The sequence below is a fragment of the Streptomyces sp. NPDC031225 genome, assembly GCF_055570355.1.
On record NZ_JBVIHJ010000022.1, the window covers coordinates 28571 to 43803 of the forward strand.

Sequence of the window (15233 nt, forward strand, 5' to 3'; positions counted from 1 at the left end):
CTGTGGCCTGTTCTTTCGCGCAGGATTTTACCCTTGTCCGCACCGAGGCTGACATTTAACATTTCAGTCCATGGACGCCATACGACCGCTCGGCCGCACCCTCCTCAGGGACCGCGCCTACGCATCCATCCGGGACGCCATCGTCGCCGGGGAGATCGAGCCAGGCGCGGTGGTGCGGGACGCCGAGCTCGCCGAGCGGCTCGGGCTGTCGCGGGCGCCGGTGCGGGAGGCCTTCGCGCGGCTGGTCGACGAGGGGCTGCTGGAGAGCAAGCCGCAGAGCTACACGCGGGTGACCCAGGTCGTCGCCGCCGACGTGCGGGACGCCGCCGCCGTGGTCGGAGCCATGCACGAACTGGTCACGCGGGTCGCCGTGCCCCGGCTGTTCGCCGCCGACATCGAGACGATGCGCGCCGCCAACGAACGCTTCGCGGCCGCCGTCCGCGCCGGTGAGGTGGACGAAGCCATCCGGGCCGACGACGAACTCCACGACGTCCTCGTCCGCGTCAGCGGCAACCGAGCGGCCGCCGCCACCGCCGCCCGCTACACCCCGCTCATCCGCAGGCTGGAGCGCCGCCGCTTCGGCGAGGGCGGCAACTGCCGTTCGGCAGGCCTGCACGACCGGCTGATCGAGGCCTGTGCGGCCGGAGAGGTGGACAGGGCCGTCCGGGTCACGGCGGAGATCTGGCGGGGCCTGGCCGAACTCGCCGACAGCGACTGATCCCTCCCAGGAGGGCCCCACCCCGTCCCAGGAGGACCCCATGCCCCTTTCGTCCTACGACCGCTACCCGCTCCTCTTCGGCCCGTCCCCCGTCCACCGCCTGGAGCGCCTCACCGCGCACCTCGGCGGCGCCGCCCTGTGGGCCAAGCGTGAGGACTGCAACTCCGGGATCGCGTACGGCGGGAACAAGACCCGCAAGCTGGAGTACCTGGTCGCCGACGCGCTCGCCAAGGGCTGCGACACCCTCGTCTCGATCGGCGGCATCCAGTCCAACCACACCCGTCAGGTGGCCGCGGTCGCCGCCCGGGCCGGGCTCAAGTGCGTGCTCGTGCAGGAGAGTTGGGTGGACTGGCCGGACGCCGTGTACGACAAGGTCGGCAACATCCTGATCAGCCGGCTCGCCGGGGCCGACGTACGGCTGGTGAAAGCCGGGTTCGGGATCGGGTTCAAGGAGAGCTGGGAGCAGGCGCTCCGGGATGTCGAGGAGGGCGGCGGGACGCCGTACGCCATTCCCGCCGGCGCCTCCGACCATCCGCTCGGCGGACTCGGCTTCGCCGCGTGGGCGTACGAAGTCGCCGACCAGGAGCGCGAGTTGGGTGTCTTCTTCGACACCGTCGTGGTCTGCTCGGTGACCGGATCCACGCAGGCGGGCATGGTCGCCGGGTTCCGGGCGCTGGAGGAGGCGGGCGGCCGCCCCCGGCGCGTCCTCGGCATCGACGCCTCCGCCAAGCCCGCCGCCACCCGGGAACAGATCGCGCGGATCGCCCACAACACCGGGCAACTCATCGGCGTACAGCAGGAGTTGACCGAGGACGACGTGGAGCTGGACGAGCGCTACCACGCGGGAATCTATGGCATCCCCGACGAGAGCACCCTCGCCGCGATGCGCCTCGCCGCCCGCACCGAGGGGATGGTCACCGACCCGGTCTACGAGGGCAAGTCGATGGCGGGAATGATCGACCTGGTCGAGCGCGGCGAGATCGGCCCGGATTCCACCGTGCTCTACGCCCACCTCGGCGGACAGCCGGCGCTCAACGGGTACAGCGCGCTGTTCTAGAGCGGCGGGGTGAGGGGCGTGGCTCAGGAGCCGGACTTCGGCCTGCCGCCCCTGATCACCGCCCCGCACACGATCAGCGCGGTCACGGCGACGAGGGCGCCCACCCCGAACGCGCGGGCCGCGCCCTCGACCAGGATCTCGGACGGTGACCCGGTGGCATGCCGGGTCGCCGTGCCGTAGACCGTGACGAGGACGGACAGGCCGAGGGTGCCGCCGAGCCACTGGAGGGTCTGGAGCAGCCCGGAGGCGGCGCCCGCCTCGGACGGCCGGACCCGGGCGAGGATCGTCGCGTTGAGCGGCATGAAGCTCAGGCCGACCCCGACGCCCAGCAGGAGCAGTGGGCCGAGCAGTCCGGAGAGGTAGCCGTCGTCCGGGTCGAGACGCCACAGCCATCCGGCCGCGCCGGCGACCAGGGCCATACCGGTGAGCAACACCGGCTTGGCGCCAAGGCGTTGCAGCAGGCGCGGCACGAGGCGCACGGTGCTGAACATGGTCAGGGTCAGCGGCAGGAACGCGAGCCCCGCGCGCAACGGGCTGTAGTGCAGCACCTGTTGGCTGATCAGCGTGAGGAAGTAGAACGCGCCGAACATGCCCGCGGGCAGCAGCAGGACCCCCGCGTAGGCTCCGGCCCGGTCGCGGTCGGCGAACAGGCGCAGCGGCAGGACGGGTTGCCCGGCCCGGGACTCGACCAGGGCGAAGCCGACGAGCAGCGTCGCCGCCGTACCGAAGCCGAGCAGCGCCAGGGTGTCGCCCCAGCCCGCCTCCGACACCCGGACGAACGCGTACACCAGCGAGGTCGTCCCGGCCGTGCCGGTGAGGGCGCCCGCCAGGTCGAAGCGGCCCGCGTGACGCGGGGTCTCGGCGGCGAAGCGGGGGAGCGCGAGGGCCACCGCGAGGCCGATCGGCACGTTGATGAGCAGGGCCCAGCGCCAGGACGCCCAGTCGGTGAGCATGCCGCCGAGGACCAGGCCGACGGAGGCGCCGATCCCGGCCATGGCGGAGTAGACGCTCAACGCGTGGTGGCGGCGCGGGCCTTCGGGGAAGGTGGTGGTGATCAGGGCGAGGGTGCTGGGCGCGGTGAGCGCGGCGCCGACGCCCTGGAGCGAGCGGGCGGCGAGCAGCCATGCGCTGTCGGTGGCGAGCCCGCCGAGCAGCGAGGAGCCGGCGAACAGGAGGACGCCGGTGATGAGCGTACGGCGGCGGCCGACGATGTCGCCGACGCGGCCGCCGAGCAGCAGCAGGCCGCCGAAGGCGAGCGTGTAGGAGTTGAGGACCCACGACAGTCCGGTCGGGCTGAATCGGAGATCCTGCTGGATGTCGGGGAGCGCCACGTTGGCGACGGTGGAGTCGACGCCGACCATCAGGTAGGCGGTGACGACGACGAGGAGGGTGGCGCCGAGTCGGACGGAGTCGTCCGGTGGTGCGGAGGGTGAGGCGGTGCTCATGGACGGGGTGGACATGTTGTTCTCCCGTTCTCGCGTCCCCGGTCAGCGCCCGCGTAAAGCGCGCGGGCAGCACGGACTGAGCCGCCGCACCTGTCGGCACGTCAAGCGGGGACTGTCTCCGTTTAGTGTTCGATAAGATACGGAGAGAGTCCCCGGTTCGCAAGGAGTATCTGGATGACGCAGGTCAGGCCCATGCGCGCGGACGCTCGGCGCAACTATGAGCGGCTGCTGAAGGTGGCGGTGGAGGCGTTCGCCGAGCACGGGGAGGGCGCGTCCCTGGACGACATCGCCAAGCGGGCGGGAGTGGGGTCCGGCACCCTGTACCGGCATTTCCCCACGCGGCAGGCCCTGCTGGAGGCGGCGTACGTGGACCGTGTCGAGGGTTTCGCCCGGCGTGCCGACGAGCTCGCGGCGCAGCTGCCGCCGGGGGAGGCGCTGACGGAGTGGCTGTACGAGCTGTGCGTCGGGACGATCCAGGTGCGGGGCCTGAAGACGCTGCTGGGATCGGCGATGGTCGACGGCAGCAACGCGGCGCTCACCGTGTGCGGAACGCATGTGCGGGGCGCGGCCACGCGGTTGGTGTCGGCGGCGCAGGCGGAGGGGGTCCTGCGCAGCGATATCGAGCCGGTGGAACTGCTCCGCCTGACCCACGGGGTCACCGGAGCGGCGGAGCTGGGCGACGGGGGCGGAGAGTCCATCCGCCGCTACCTGACACTGCTCACGGAGGGCCTGCGGGCGTAGCGGACGGGGACGCCCGGGGCCGGGGCGCGCTCCTTCAGGGGCGCGGGGAACTGCGCGACCAGCCCCCACCGGCCCGCAGACGACGACGATCCCGCTCACAGCCCTGCGCCGCCCGCCCCCCCAGGGGCGCGGGGAACTGCGCGACCGGCCCCCACCCGGCCGCAGACCACGCAACCACCTGCTGTCGGCTACAGCGCCTGCGCCGCCGGCTTCACCATGCCCCTCACCGTGCGGGACTTCACGAAGTCGCCCATGGCCGTCATCTCCCACTCGCCGGAGAACTGCTTGATCAGCTTGGCCATCATCACGCCCGTCTGCGCCTCCGCGTTGGTGAGGTCGAAGCGGACCAGTTCCTCTCCGCTCGCGGCGTCGATGAGGCGGCAGTACGCCTTGGCGACCTCGGTGAACTTCTGACCGGAGAAGGAGTTGACCGTGAAGACCAGGCCGGTGACGTCCTGCGGAAGTCGCCCGAGGTCGACGACGATCACCTCGTCGTCACCGCCGCCCTCACCCGTGAGGTTGTCACCGGAGTGCTTGATCGCGCCGCCGACGATGGACAGCTTGCCGAAGTAGCAGCTGTCGATGTGGTTGCGCTGCGGGCCGTAGGCGATGACGGACGCGTCGAGGTCGATGTCCTTGCCGCGGAACGCCGGTTCCCAGCCGAGACCCATCTTGACCTGGGAGAGCAGCGGGCGACCGCCCTTGACCAGGGACACGGTCTGGTTCTTCTGGAGGCTGACGCGGCCCTTGTCGAGGTTGATCTTCCCGGCGCCCGGGGCCGCGGCGGGCGGCGCCGGGGGAGCGGCGGGCGCAGGCGGCGCGGCGATCCTGGGGTCCACGGCCGGGGCGGGCGGAGCCACCGGGGTCTGCAAGATGGGAGTGACCGGCGGAGCCACGGGTGCCTGGGCGGGCGCGGGCGCCGGTTCCTCCACCGTCACGCCGAAGTCCGTCGCGATGCCCGCCAGCCCGTTGGCGTACCCCTGCCCCACCGCGCGGGCCTTCCACGCGCCGTTGCGCAGGTAGATCTCCACGACGACCAGCGCCGTCTCGGCGCCGAGCTGCGGCGGCGTGAACGTGGCCAGCGCGCTGTTGTCGTCCGCGTTGCGGATCGTGGCTGTCGGTTCGATGCCCTGGAAGGACTGGCCGGCCGCGTCCGGGCTGGCGGTGACGACGATCTTCTCGATGCCGGGCGGTACGGCCGCCGTGTCGACGACGATCGCGTCGGGGGCCGTACCGCCGCCCGAGCGGTACGTCACACCCGGCCCGTTCGGCTGGTTGTAGAAGATGAAGTCGTCGTCGGAGCGCACCTTGCCGTCGGCGGTGAGCAGCAGGCCCGATACGTCGAGCCGCACGGGCGCGGCGACGTCCACCGTCACGCGGGCGGCGGACAGGGGGATGTTCGAGCCGGGGGTCATAGCTGTCATGCCCCGTGAACGATCGGGCCCACTTTGCCGTTCCCTTACCCGGCGGCCAAATGGGGGCCGGGAGATCCGACCGGGTTACGGCACTACCACGATCTTCCTGCCCACCCCCGCCGCGAACTGGTCCAGCGCCTGCGGATACCGGTCCAGGGGCAGCCGGTCACTGATGAAGATCTCCGGGTCCAGGACCCCGGTCGCGAAGAGTTCCGCCGCGCGTTCGAAGCTGTGCAGGACGGCCATGGAGCCGGTGATGGTGATCTCCTGGTTGTAGATGCGGTACGGGTCGATCGTCACCCTGGTCGCGTAGTCGGCCACCCCGAACTGGAGGAAGGTGCCCGCCTTGGCCACCCGTTCCAGGCCGTCCTGGATCGCCGCCGCGTTGCCCGTCGCGTCGACCACCAGGTCCCAGCCCTGTGGGCGGTCCAGCTCGTCGGGGTTCGCGGCGGACGCCGAGACGCCGAGCAGGCGGGCCGTCTCCAGGCGGGCCGGGTTCACGTCCACCATGTCCACGCTCGCCGCACCGGTCCGCTTGGCCAGCTCCAGCATCATCAGACCCATCGTGCCGGAGCCGTAGATCAGGACGTGGGCGCCGAGGCGGGACCGGAGGACGTCATACCCCCGCACCGCGCAGGACAACGGCTCGACCAGCGCCGCGTCCTGGGTGCGGACGTGCTCAGGCAGGCGTGCGCAGTTGGCCACCGGTGCGACGGCGTACTGTGCCGCGCCGCCCGCCGTCGTCACTCCGATCGCGGCCCAGCGTTCGCAGAGGTTGTTGTGGCCGGTACGGCACTGCCGGCACTCGTAGCAGTACAGGGACGGGTCGACCGCGACCCGGTCGCCGACCGCCAGCTCGGTGACCTGGGTGCCGACCCCGACCACCGCGCCCGCGAACTCGTGGCCGGGCACGATGGGCAGCTTGGGGGCGAACTCGCCCTGGAGGATGTGCAGGTCGGTGCCGCACAGACCGCACGCGGCGACCTCGACGACGACCTCGCGCGGGCCCGGCGTCGGGTCCGGGACCTCGGTGACGACGGCACGGCCCACGGACTCGATGACGGCGGCCTTCATTTCACGGCTCCCAGTGACAGGCCCTGGACCAGTTTGTCCTGGGCGGCGAACCCCGCGGCGAGCACCGGCAGGGAGACGACGAGCGACGCGGCGCACACCTTCGCCAGGAACAGGCCCTGGCTGGTGATGAAGCCGGTCAGGAAGACGGGGGCGGTCTCGGCGGCCACGCCCGTCAGGACCCGGGCGAACAGCAGCTCGTTCCAGCTGAAGATGAAGCAGATCAGGGCGGTGGCGGCGATGCCGGGCAGGGCGATGGGGGCCACCACGCGCGCGAGGATCGTCGGCAGCCGGGCGCCGTCCACGCGCGCGGCCTCGATCACCGCGACCGGGACCTCGGCGAGGAAGGACTGCATCATCCAGACCGCGATCGGCAGGTTCATCGACGTGTAGAGGATGACCAGCAGCCAGATGTTGTCGAGCATGTCCGTGTTCTTCGCGAACAGGTAGATGGGGAGCAGGCCCGCCACCACCGGCAGCATCTTCGTCGACAGGAAGAAGAACAGGACGTCCGTCCACTTCCGGACCCGGCGGATGGACAGCGCGTACGCCGCCGGGAGGGCGAGGAGCAGGACGAACAGGGTCGAGGTGAGCGACGCGACCGTCGAATTGATCAGCGCGGGCCAGGGGCTCGCGCCGCCGCCGGTGCCGAAGAACTCGCGGTAGCCGTCCAGGGTGAGGGCGGCGCCGAAGGACGGCGGGTTGGTGGCCGCGTCCGCCTCCGAGTGGAAGGACGTCAGGGCCATCCACGCGATGGGCAGGAAGAAGACGATCCCCAGCAGCCAGGCCACCAGGCCCAGGCCACGCCCCTTACGTTGTACGGCGGTTGTGCTCATGCCCGGCCCGCCTCCTCACGGAACAGGGACGACACCACGCGCAGGGCGAAGGTCGCGATGATGATCGAACCGATGACGACCAGGACGCCGGCGGCCGAGGCGAGGCCGTTCTCGTGGGCCTGGTAGAAGCTCTGGTAGACGGTGTAGGGCAGGTTGGCGGTGCCGAGGCCGCCCGAGGTGATGGTGAAGACCGCGTCGAAGTTCTGGACGATGTAGATCGAGCCGAGCAGGGCGCCCAGCTCCAGATACCTGCGCAGGTGCGGGAGCGTCAGATAGCGGAACATCTGCCAGCCGCTCGCGCCGTCCACCCGCGCGGCCTCCATCTGCTGCTGGTCGCGGCTCTGGAGTCCGGCCAGCAGGATCAGCATCATGAACGGGGTCCACTGCCAGATGAGGGACGCCTCGACCGCGAGCAGCGGGGTGTTGGAGATCCAGTCGGGCTGTGAGCCGCCCACATAGTGCAACAGCCCATTGAGCAGGCCGTATTCAGGGTTGTAGAGCACATGCTTCCAGAGGAGGGCGGCTGCCACCGGGACCACCAGGAAGGGGGCGATCAGCAGGGTGCGGACCACTCCCCGGCCCCGGAAGCGGCGGTCGAGCAGCAGCGCCAGGAGCAGTCCGAGAACCAGGCTGACCAGGACGACCGTCACCGTCAGCAGGACCGTCGTCCACACCGAGTGGCGCAGGTCCGCGTCGGTCAGCACCTCACGGTAGTTGTCGACGCCGGTGAAGTGGCGGGCCTTGGGGTACAGGGCGTTCCAGTCGAAGAACGAGATCACCACCGTGGCCACGAAGGGCAGTTGGGTGACCACGATCATGAAGACCAGGGCGGGGAGCAGCGGGGCCCGGGTGGCCCAGGCCCGCAGGCGGGCCTTCGACGGGTCCGCGGTGCGTATGTGCGCGGTGGCCACGGGGGCCGTGGTGGTCGCGGTCATCGTCCCTCGTACTCCTCGGAGATCTTCTCGGCGAGCTGCTGGGACCTCTTCAGGGCCGCCTCGACGGACTGGCGTCCGGCGACGGCCGCGCTGATCTCCTGGGAGACCTTGGTGCCGAGATCGGTGAACTCGGGGATGCCGACGAACTGGATGCCGGGCGCCGGGCGCGGCTGCACCCCCGGGTCGTCCGGCCGGGCACCCTCGATGGCCTGCTTGGTCATCTCCTGGAAGGAGGCGGCCGACTTCCGGTACGCCGGGTTCGTGTACGTCGACGCGCGCTTGCCCGCCGGGACGTTGGACCAGCCGATCTCGTCGCCGACCAGTTGCTCGTACTGCTTGCCGGAGGCCCAGGAGACGAACTTCCAGGCCTTGTCGGGATTGCGGGAGGCGTCCTGGATGCCCCAGGCCCAGGTGTAGAGCCAGCCGGAGGACTCGGTCTTCTCGACGGGGGCGGGGGCGTAGCCGAGCTTGCCCCTGACCGGGGAGTCGGCCGCCTCCAGCAGACCGGCGGCGCTGGTGGCGTCGTACCACATGGCGACCTTGCCCTGGGTCATGTTGTTGAGGCACTCGGCGAACCCGGACTGGGCGGCGCCGGACTCGCCGTGCTCACGGACGAGGTCGACATAGAACTTCGTCGCCTTCTCGAAGGCGGGTGAGTCGAGCCGGGCCTTCCAGCCCTTGTCGAACCAGGTACCGCCGAAGGTGTTCACGACCGTGGTGAGCGGGGCCATGATCTCGCCCCAGCCGGGCAGTCCGCGCAGACAGATGCCCTTCATGCCGGACTCGGCGCCGTCCGCCTTCGCGGCCAGGTCGGCCACCTGGGTCCAGGTGGGGTGGGCCGGCATCGTCAGACCCTTCTCCTCGAAGACGTCCTTGCGGTACATCAGGAAGGACGACTCGCCGTAGAAGGGCTGGCCGTAGAGCTTGCCGTCGTCGCCGGTCAGGGACTGGCGCATCGGCTTCAGGATGTCCTGTTCGTCGTAGGCGGGGTCCTTGGCCACGTACGAGTCCATCTCGTGCAGCCAGCCGTTGCGGGCGTAGATCGGGATCTCGTAGTTGGACAGGGTCGCCACGTCGTACTGGCCCGCCTGGTTGGCGAAGTCCTGGCTGATCTTGTCGCGGACGTCGTTCTCGGGCAGGACGGTGAAGTTGACCTTGATGCCGGTCTCTTCGGTGAAGCGCGGGGCGAGCTTCTGCAGCTCCGTCATCTGGGAGTTGTTGACCATCAGGACGTTGATGGAGTCGCCGCCCGACCCGGTCCCGCCCGCTCCGACCCAGCAGCCGGAGAGCAGCGGGGCGAGCAGCGTCCCTGCGGCGGCCATGGCGAGCGTGGCTCGCGGTGGCCGTCGTCGGCTCTGGGTTCGCATATCGCTCCTGGACATATGGGGAGAAAAGGGGCTTCGCCGGGTGTGGTGAACCCCTGTCGAACGCATCGGTCGGACCATCAGACGCGGATGACCTGCGGCCCGAGGAGCGAGTACCGGTGGGCCTCGGAGGAGGGCAGCAGCGTGCTCGTCACGATCGCCTCCAGCGCGCCGATCTCCGCGAACCGGCAGAAGCTGACCGCGCCGAACTTGGTGTGCACGCCCGCGAACACCGTGCGGCGAGAGGCGCGGATCGCCTGCGCCTTGACCTCGCTGACCGCGGGGTCGGGTGTGGTGAGGCCGTGCTCGCGGGAGATGCCGTTGGCGCCGATGTAGGCCAGGTCGAGGACGAAGCCGGCCAGCATCTTCGTCGTCCAGTGGTCGACGGTCGCCAGGGTGCCGGGGCGGACCCGGCCGCCGAGCAGCAGTACGGAGGTGTTCTCGGCCTCGGCGAGAGCGCCCGCGACCGGCAGGGAAGCGGTGACCACGGTCAGTAGCCGGTCCCTGGGCAGGGCCTCGGCGATGAGCTGCGGGGTGAAGCCCTCGTCGACGAAGACCGTCTCGGCGTCCCCGAGCAGCTCGGCCGCGGCGGCCGCGACCCGGCGCTTCTCGGGCACGTGGCTGGTGGCCCGGAAGGCGAGCGTCGTCTCGAACCCGGCGCTCTCCACGGGATAGGCCCCGCCGTGCGTACGGCGGACCAGGCCGTGGTCCTCCAGGGCGCGGAGGTCTCGGCGCACGGTTTCCTTGGCCACGCCGAGTTGGGCGGCGAGGGAGTTGACGTCGACGGCGCCCGTGGTGCGGGCGGCGCGCACGATGTGCCGCTGGCGTTCTTCCGCGGTTCCGGACATGTGGTCACCCGCTTTCCTTCGCCGTCTGCCCGTTCGGGCCGTATGCAGGAAGTTGTACAGCGGGTGCGCGGTGGTGACCAGGTCCGTTGCGGGGGTGAAAGTGACCGCGTGTGCCCGTTCGGGCGGGGTGGCCTACGAGCTCGGCGGCTCCTGTTGTGTGGCGACTGCGGGTTCGTTGTGGCTGGTCGCGCAGTTCCCCGCGCCCCTGGGGGTGGCGCTGGCGCGCCTACACCCAGGACGGTTGCCTCCTGCCCGGATATACCTGCGGGCGGGCCCGTTCGGTGCCCGCCCGTCCTCGCGACAAGGATTCAGTACGGCCAGATCGGCGGGTCCGTCACGAACTGGCCGCCCAGGTAGGCGTGTCCCTCGTTGCCGTCCTGGAGTTCGCCCTGTTCGGCGATCAGCTTCTCCGCGTACGGCTCGGAGTCGTCCTGCGGCTCGTAGCCGAGCGCCCGCGCGGTGCTCAGGTCCCACCACAGCCGGGTGTTGGCGGAGGAGCCGTAGACCACGGTGTGCCCGACCTCCTCCGCGGTCAGCGCCGCGTGGAAGAGGCGGGCGCCGTCGGCCGGGCTCATCCACAGCGAGAGCATGCGCACGCTGGTCGGCTCGGGGAAGCAGGAGCCGATGCGCACGGAGACGCTCTCCAGGCCGTGCTTGTCCCAGTAGAACTGCGCGAGATCCTCGCCGAAGGACTTGGACAGGCCGTAGAAGGTGTCCGGGCGGCGCGGGGCGTCGATCGGGATCAGGGGATCTTCGCCCTGCGGGCGGGGGTTGTAGCCGACAGCGTGGTTCGAGGAGGCGAAGACGATCCGGGGCACGCCCTCCGCGCGGGCGGCCTCGTACAGGTTGTACGTGCCCTCGATGTTCGCCTTGAGGATCTTCTCGAAGGGGGCTTCCAGGGAGATGCCCGCCAGGTGGATGATCGCGTCGACGCCTCGCACGGCCTCGCGCAGCGCGTCCTTGTCGGCGAGGTCGGCGACGACCGCGTCGGGCTCGCCCTCCACGGGGCGCAGATCGAGCAGGCGCAGCTCGTAGCCGTAGGCCGGGAGCAGATCCCGCATCAGGGTGCCGAGCCCGCCGGCGGCACCGGTGAGCAGAACGGTACGGGGAGCGGGCATCCTCGGGTCTCCTTGGGGCGACGGCCGTATGAGTGCACGGTATTCACATTCATGGACAAGTTAAGGATCATTGCCCGGCTGCGTCAAGGGTGGCGCGACCTATGTTCATAAATGTAAACTCTGATCAGTATCCCGCACGCGTGTTCTCGTACTCGCTTGTATTGCCCGTGCTACTCGTTCTAGGGAGAGCCTGTGACGTCTGCCGACCTCGTCCATCGACTCGGGATCCCCAGCGGGCCGCTGTTCTTCCCGGTCACGCCGTACGGCGCCGACGGCTCGGTCGACCTCGACATCTACCGCGCGCATGTGCGCCGGGGCGTGGAGGCGGGCGCCGCGGCCGTGTTCGCGTGCTGCGGCACCGGGGAGTTCCACGCGCTCACGCCCGAGGAGTTCGAGACTTGCGTCCGGGCGGCCGTCGAGGCGACGGCGGGACGCGTTCCGGTGATCGCGGGCGCCGGATACGGCACCGCGCTCGCCGTGCGGTACGCGCGGCTCGCCGAGACCGCCGGAGCCGACGGACTGCTCGCCATGCCGCCCTACCTGGTGATCGCCGGGCAGGAGGGGCTGCTGCGGCACTACCGCGAGGTGGCCGCCTCGACCGCGCTCCCGGTGATCGTCTACCAGCGCGACAACGCCGTCTTCACCCCGGAGACCGTCGTCGAACTGGCCCGCACGCAGGGCGTCATCGGTCTCAAGGACGGCCTCGGCGACCTCGACCTCATGCAGCGGACCGTCAGCGCCGTGCGCACCGAGATCCCCGGCGGCGACTTCCTCTACTTCAACGGACTGCCGACCGCCGAGCAGACCCAGCTCGCCTACCACGCCATCGGCGTCACCCTGTACTCCTCGGCAGTCTTCTGCTTCGCCCCCGAGATCGCCCTCGCCTTCCACCGCGCCCTCAGCGAAGGCGACCGGGCCACGGCCGACCGGCTCCTCGACGGCTTCTACCGTCCCTTCGTCGAACTGCGCGCGCGTGGCCGCGGATACGCTGTCGCACTGGTCAAGGCGGGCGTACGGCTGCGCGGACTGGAGGTGGGGGAGGTCCGGCCCCCGCTGCACGAGCCGACCGAGGACCATGTGAAGCAGCTCGCGCGGATCATCGAGCGCGGTTACGAACTCCTGGAGGAGCAGCGGTGAAGGCGTCGACGTTCGTCTACCCCTGGGACGTCAACGGGGACCCGGAGGCCGCGGCCCGGATCGCCGCCCTCGGCGTACGGCAGGCCACCCTCGCCGCCGCCTACCACTCCACGCGCGCGTTGACCCCCCGCCACCCGCGCCACCGCATCGTCACCGCCGAGCACGCGTCCGTGCTGTACCCGACGGACTCACGGTGGGAAGGACGCGAACTGCGGCCGTATGCGGCCGGCGACTGGGCCCCGGGCGACGCCTTCGGCGAGGCGGCCTCCCAGCTTCTCGAAGCGGGCCTCGAAGTGCACACCTGGGTCGTCCTCGCGCACAACTCCCGCCTGGGCGCCGAGCATCCGGGCACCTCCGTCGTCAACGCCTACGGCGACCGCTACCCGTGGGCCCCGTGCATCGCGCAGCCCGCCACGCGCGCGTACCTCGTCGACCTCGCCGTCGAGGCGGCCGTGCGCCCGGGCACGGCCGGCACCGAACTGGAGTCCCTCGGCTGGTACGGCCTCCAGCACCTGCACGCGCACGACAAGACCGGCGGGGTTCCGCTCGGCGACGCCGGGATGTACCTCATGGCGCTCTGCTTCTGCCCGGCCTGCCGTGAGGGGTACGGCGAACAGGGCGCCGACGCCGACGAGTTGGCGGCGGCCGCACGCACCGCCCTGGAGCCGCTGTGGCAGGGCACCGCCGCCGACGAGGGCTGGCCGACGGTCGAGAAACTGCTCGGCACGTCGAACACGGCGGTCACACGCGCGTGGCGGGACGAGAGTGCCCGCACCCTCCAGGAGACGGCGGTCCGGGCGGTCCGGGCGGCGGCGCCCGAGGGCTTCCAGATCCTGTTGCACGCGGACCCCGTGACGTACCACGTCGGTGCCAACCCCGGTGTCGACCCCGAGCACATCCTGTCCGTCGCGGACGGCGTCGTCGTGCCCTGCGCGGGCGGACCGGGCCTGCTCGCGCCCTTCGCCCGGGCCCGGAAGGACGCGGTGATCGCCGCCAACTTCCCCGTCATCTCGGCGATGGGCGGCAGCCCCGGCACGCTCGCGGCGGACGTGGCGGCGGCGCGGGAGCTCGGGGCGACCGAAGTGCGGCTGTATCACGCCGGGTTGGCGTCGGACGGCGACCTGGACGCGATCCGCGAGGCACTGGCCGGCCTCTGAAACAGCGGCAGGGCCGACGCGAGCCACACCACGCCGAGAACGGCCGACAGCGGCCGTTGGTCGACCAGTTCGACCAGGGCCGCACCGGCGGCGAGGCCGAGCACGTTCGGGGCGTACACGAGGGTGTGGGCCGTGGCGACCGTACGGCCCAGCAGTGCGTCCGGCGTCTCGCGCTGCACGGCCGTGAGGGCGGCGATCAGCACGCAGGGCAGGCCCGCGCCGATGGCCGCGCTGCACGCGAGGGCGAGCGGATCGGAGGGGATCGCCCGCAGCCCGGCGGCGACCGCGGTCAGGGCGATGCCGTACCCGGCGAACCGCCGTTCGCCCAGGCAGCGCAGAGCCGGCCCGGAGAGCAGCCCCACCGCCACGGATCCCGCGCCCTGGGCGGCATACAGCGCGCCGGCGTACGCGGGGGAGCGGCCCAGGCCGTCGAGCACGGCGTAGATCAGGGCGCCGTTGAGCCCGGCGAAGAGCATGGTGGTGCCGCCGGCCAGGACCAGGGGGCGCAGTGTGGGGTGGGCCCATATGTGGCGGGCGCCTACGGCAGCCGGGGTGCTGCGGGGTGACCTCGGGCGGCCGGTCGTGGCCGAGCGCAGCCCGGACGGCGGTGACCCCCTCCGGGCGACCGGCGTGGCGTCGACGGCCTGCGCTGCGGTCGCCGCGCGACCGGGCACGCCACGCCTGCTTCGGGACGTCCTCGCCCGTCCGAACCGACGGCGTCCGGTGGTCGTGGGCGGCGCGGTGGAATCCCGTCGGCCCTCGTGGACGCGCAGGCAGGCGTACAGGAGGGCGGCGATCACGAACGTGATCGCGTCGAGGAGGGCGACACCCGGACCACCGTAGACCGCGAAGAGACCCGCGCCAGCCAGGGGAGCCACCAGCTTCATGCCCTCCGTGATCGCCGTCCGCAGCCCGTTGAAGTCGCCGAGCAGGGCCGGGGCCACTGCCCCGGTGACCAGGGCCGACTCCGCCGCGTCGTGGACCACGCCCGCCGCGCCGTAGACGAAGAGGACCATGAGGACGAGCCACACGCGGTCGGGGGCGTCGACGGCGAAGAGGACCGGCAGCAGGGCCGCCGGCAGGAGGTTGCCGCCGATCAGCAGGGGTTTGCGGCGGACCCGGTCGGCGAGCGCCCCGAGCAGCGGGCCCGCGAGCGTCGGTGCCCACATCGCGAGCATGCACAGCGCGGCCAGGCCGTCCGAGCCGGTGAGTTCCTTGACCCACATGCCGGACACCAGCCACAGGGCCGAGGTGCCGAAGCCGGAGACGACGGCAGCGGTCAGGAACACGGCGGAGTCACGGTCGCGCAGAACCGATCGTGTCTTCCATGTCTTGGTCATGCCTGGAGATCGTGGGGCTAAGGCCCCGGCGTCGGGATGGGGCAGGTGCCT

Annotated in this window: 14 protein-coding genes; 5 read left to right on the forward strand and 9 right to left on the reverse strand. The window is 71.3% G+C overall.

The genetic code is table 11. The features are described 5' to 3' along the window. Positions 1 to 70 precede the first annotated feature (70 nt). Both ACZ48Z_RS31880 and ACZ48Z_RS31885 read left to right on the forward strand, forming a co-directional pair. On the forward strand, positions 71 to 718 hold the full coding sequence (locus tag ACZ48Z_RS31880) for a GntR family transcriptional regulator (RefSeq protein ID WP_468739357.1): 648 nt from the start codon (positions 71 to 73) through the stop codon (positions 716 to 718). 40 nt (positions 719 to 758) lie between these two features. Continuing rightward, complete coding sequence (locus tag ACZ48Z_RS31885) at positions 759 to 1775, forward strand: 1-aminocyclopropane-1-carboxylate deaminase (protein ID WP_468739358.1); 1017 nt, start codon at positions 759 to 761, stop codon at positions 1773 to 1775. 23 nt (positions 1776 to 1798) lie between these two features. Here ACZ48Z_RS31885 and ACZ48Z_RS31890 read toward each other — a convergent pair whose 3' ends face one another. Next, on the reverse strand, positions 1799 to 3235 hold the full coding sequence (locus ACZ48Z_RS31890) for an MFS transporter (RefSeq protein ID WP_468739359.1): 1437 nt from the start codon (positions 3233 to 3235) through the stop codon (positions 1799 to 1801). A 159-nt stretch (positions 3236 to 3394) separates the two neighbouring features. Between ACZ48Z_RS31890 and ACZ48Z_RS31895 the strand changes: the two genes are divergently transcribed. After that, complete coding sequence (locus tag ACZ48Z_RS31895) at positions 3395 to 3961, forward strand: TetR/AcrR family transcriptional regulator (RefSeq protein ID WP_468739360.1); 567 nt, start codon at positions 3395 to 3397, stop codon at positions 3959 to 3961. 188 nt (positions 3962 to 4149) lie between these two features. Here the strand turns inward: ACZ48Z_RS31895 and ACZ48Z_RS31900 are convergent, their stop codons facing one another. From ACZ48Z_RS31900 to ACZ48Z_RS31930, 7 genes are all read right to left on the reverse strand, one after another. After that, complete coding sequence (locus ACZ48Z_RS31900; protein ID WP_468739491.1) at positions 4150 to 5376, reverse strand: TerD family protein; 1227 nt, start codon at positions 5374 to 5376, stop codon at positions 4150 to 4152. Positions 5377 to 5460: 84 nt separating this feature from the next. Further along, a complete protein-coding gene (locus tag ACZ48Z_RS31905; RefSeq protein ID WP_468739361.1) occupies positions 5461 to 6450 on the reverse strand; it encodes a zinc-dependent alcohol dehydrogenase family protein in 990 nt (329 codons plus the stop codon). Then, entirely contained in the window at positions 6447 to 7283 is an 837-nt protein-coding gene (locus tag ACZ48Z_RS31910; RefSeq protein ID WP_468739362.1) for a carbohydrate ABC transporter permease, read from the reverse strand. Before ACZ48Z_RS31910 ends, ACZ48Z_RS31905 begins: the two co-directional genes overlap by 4 nt. Next, positions 7280 to 8218 carry a carbohydrate ABC transporter permease gene (locus tag ACZ48Z_RS31915; protein WP_468739363.1) on the reverse strand — a complete coding sequence of 313 codons (939 nt, stop codon included), beginning with the start codon at positions 8216 to 8218 and terminating at the stop codon, positions 7280 to 7282. Before ACZ48Z_RS31915 ends, ACZ48Z_RS31910 begins: the two co-directional genes overlap by 4 nt. Continuing rightward, a complete protein-coding gene (locus tag ACZ48Z_RS31920) occupies positions 8215 to 9585 on the reverse strand; it encodes an ABC transporter substrate-binding protein (protein WP_468739364.1) in 1371 nt (456 codons plus the stop codon). The genes ACZ48Z_RS31915 and ACZ48Z_RS31920 overlap by 4 nt, the downstream gene beginning before the upstream one ends. Positions 9586 to 9662: 77 nt before the next feature. Further along, positions 9663 to 10430: a DeoR/GlpR family DNA-binding transcription regulator gene (locus ACZ48Z_RS31925; RefSeq protein ID WP_468739365.1), complete on the reverse strand. Its 768-nt coding sequence runs from the start codon at positions 10428 to 10430 to the stop codon at positions 9663 to 9665. A 308-nt stretch (positions 10431 to 10738) separates the two neighbouring features. Next, on the reverse strand, positions 10739 to 11548 hold the full coding sequence (locus tag ACZ48Z_RS31930) for an NAD-dependent epimerase/dehydratase family protein (protein ID WP_468739366.1): 810 nt from the start codon (positions 11546 to 11548) through the stop codon (positions 10739 to 10741). A gap of 192 nt (positions 11549 to 11740) precedes the next feature. On the opposite strand from ACZ48Z_RS31930, the gene ACZ48Z_RS31935 reads away from it, so the two are divergent. Together ACZ48Z_RS31935 and ACZ48Z_RS31940 are read left to right on the forward strand one after the other, a co-directional pair. Continuing rightward, positions 11741 to 12685: a 5-dehydro-4-deoxyglucarate dehydratase gene (locus tag ACZ48Z_RS31935; RefSeq protein WP_468739367.1), complete on the forward strand. Its 945-nt coding sequence runs from the start codon at positions 11741 to 11743 to the stop codon at positions 12683 to 12685. After that, positions 12682 to 13842: a hypothetical protein gene (locus ACZ48Z_RS31940; RefSeq protein ID WP_468739368.1), complete on the forward strand. Its 1161-nt coding sequence runs from the start codon at positions 12682 to 12684 to the stop codon at positions 13840 to 13842. The genes ACZ48Z_RS31935 and ACZ48Z_RS31940 overlap by 4 nt, the downstream gene beginning before the upstream one ends. On the opposite strand, the gene ACZ48Z_RS31945 is transcribed toward ACZ48Z_RS31940, so the two are convergent. After that, complete coding sequence (locus ACZ48Z_RS31945; RefSeq protein WP_468739369.1) at positions 13779 to 15182, reverse strand: MFS transporter; 1404 nt, start codon at positions 15180 to 15182, stop codon at positions 13779 to 13781. The two genes, ACZ48Z_RS31940 and ACZ48Z_RS31945, sit on opposite strands and share 64 nt — an antisense overlap. Positions 15183 to 15233: the final 51 nt, after the last annotated feature.

What these genes read in the sequence shown, in the direction of transcription:
- ACZ48Z_RS31925 (WP_468739365.1), bottom strand. Translation starts at nt 10,430, where the DNA reads ATGTCCGGAACCGCGGAAGAACGCCAGCGGCACATCGTGCGCGCCGCC.
- ACZ48Z_RS31945 (WP_468739369.1), bottom strand. Translation starts at nt 15,182, where the DNA reads ATGACCAAGACATGGAAGACACGATCGGTTCTGCGCGACCGTGACTCC.
- ACZ48Z_RS31905 (WP_468739361.1), bottom strand. Translation starts at nt 6,450, where the DNA reads ATGAAGGCCGCCGTCATCGAGTCCGTGGGCCGTGCCGTCGTCACCGAG.
- ACZ48Z_RS31910 (WP_468739362.1), bottom strand. Translation starts at nt 7,283, where the DNA reads ATGAGCACAACCGCCGTACAACGTAAGGGGCGTGGCCTGGGCCTGGTG.
- ACZ48Z_RS31890 (WP_468739359.1), bottom strand. Translation starts at nt 3,235, where the DNA reads ATGTCCACCCCGTCCATGAGCACCGCCTCACCCTCCGCACCACCGGAC.
- ACZ48Z_RS31930 (WP_468739366.1), bottom strand. Translation starts at nt 11,548, where the DNA reads ATGCCCGCTCCCCGTACCGTTCTGCTCACCGGTGCCGCCGGCGGGCTC.
- ACZ48Z_RS31900 (WP_468739491.1), bottom strand. Translation starts at nt 5,376, where the DNA reads ATGACCCCCGGCTCGAACATCCCCCTGTCCGCCGCCCGCGTGACGGTG.
- ACZ48Z_RS31915 (WP_468739363.1), bottom strand. Translation starts at nt 8,218, where the DNA reads ATGACCGCGACCACCACGGCCCCCGTGGCCACCGCGCACATACGCACC.
- ACZ48Z_RS31885 (WP_468739358.1), top strand. Translation starts at nt 759, where the DNA reads ATGCCCCTTTCGTCCTACGACCGCTACCCGCTCCTCTTCGGCCCGTCC.
- ACZ48Z_RS31880 (WP_468739357.1), top strand. Translation starts at nt 71, where the DNA reads ATGGACGCCATACGACCGCTCGGCCGCACCCTCCTCAGGGACCGCGCC.
- ACZ48Z_RS31920 (WP_468739364.1), bottom strand. Translation starts at nt 9,585, where the DNA reads ATGCGAACCCAGAGCCGACGACGGCCACCGCGAGCCACGCTCGCCATG.
- ACZ48Z_RS31895 (WP_468739360.1), top strand. Translation starts at nt 3,395, where the DNA reads ATGACGCAGGTCAGGCCCATGCGCGCGGACGCTCGGCGCAACTATGAG.